Below are 299 nucleotides of genomic sequence, written 5' to 3' on the forward strand. Positions count from 1 at the left end.
CTTCTCCTATTTTTACTTCTTCGCCTCCTTCAGGAAGTCCAGGAACAATGGTGCCCGCTGTAGCAGGAACCACAATATAGCCCTCTTTATTCTGCTCATAAAAAGCGCCACCGTAGTAGTAATTGGTAGTGTTGTTAACTTCAACCTTTTCGGCATCTTTAGGGATATCAGGAACTTGTGCTCCAACAGGTGCCTGTACAGCTTCAAACCCATTTTCTGTTTTTAAATAATAGGTGCCATTTTCATAATGATACTCTTCATTGTTAGATTTATCATTGTCATTTACAATGCTTACTATG

The 299-nt window shown here is 39.5% G+C and carries 1 protein-coding gene; it reads right to left on the reverse strand.

Annotated elements, in window-relative coordinates:
- On the reverse strand, positions 1–299 hold a 299-nt coding region (locus KI686_RS16375; protein WP_237590383.1), incomplete at both ends, for a DUF6515 family protein.

The organism is Polaribacter sargassicola, from assembly GCF_021991835.1.
Taxonomy (GTDB): domain Bacteria; phylum Bacteroidota; class Bacteroidia; order Flavobacteriales; family Flavobacteriaceae; genus Polaribacter; species Polaribacter sargassicola.